Consider the following 707-nt stretch of genomic DNA (forward strand, 5'->3'; position numbering starts at 1 on the left):
CATGTATGAATCGCAGATCCAAGAGCTTACTGAAAATCTTGTCACCCTTGCCCGCCAATTGCCTGACTTTGATTACCTAACATCGATTCCCGGAATTAGTGAAACAACCGTATTGGAGCTACTCTCCGAGACAGGTTCACTTAAGCGTTACAAGGATCCACGCCAATTATTTAAACTCGCGGGATTAACACTGGTAACGAATTCTTCTGGTGAATCAAAGGGTAGAAAAAGGATCTCTAAGCGAGGGCGAAGAAGGCTTCGAGCTTTATTGTACAAAGCAGTGTTCCCTTTACTACACTCAAATTCGGCGTTTCGAGCACTTTATGACTACTACAGTAATGATCGCGAGAAACCAGTAACGAAAAAGGAAGCACTTGTGATTCTGTGTCGTAAGTTACTTCAAATTTGTCATGGTCTTAGCCATTATGAAACAACATTTGATTTAGAGCGCATGATGGGAGATATGCCTTTCCTCTCTCATCCCAAAGCAGCCTAACTCTTTGAATGAGAACGTAGTTCTTCTAAACCCAGACACTGAGAAGCCGGCCCATACACGACTTTCGACGATCTACTGATCAGTCCATGCAGGAGCATACGCCGGCCTCTGCGTTAGGGAGAGACCCAACGAAGGAATGTAGGCACTCGATGCCAGGAGATATGGGAGGGTAAGTCCACCTAATAAGCAGAGATCAAATGTGCCCATCACT

Annotated in this window: 1 protein-coding gene; it reads left to right on the top strand. The window is 45.0% G+C overall.

Annotated elements, in window-relative coordinates; all coding sequences use genetic code 11:
- Positions 1-496: transposase (locus tag JI667_RS21290; protein WP_206858449.1), on the top strand; the 496-nt coding region annotated here is incomplete at its 5' end.
- Positions 497-707 lie beyond the last annotated feature (211 nt).

The sequence above is a fragment of the Bacillus sp. NTK074B genome (assembly GCF_017303375.1).
Classification (GTDB): Bacteria; Bacillota; Bacilli; order Bacillales; family Bacillaceae_B; genus Rossellomorea.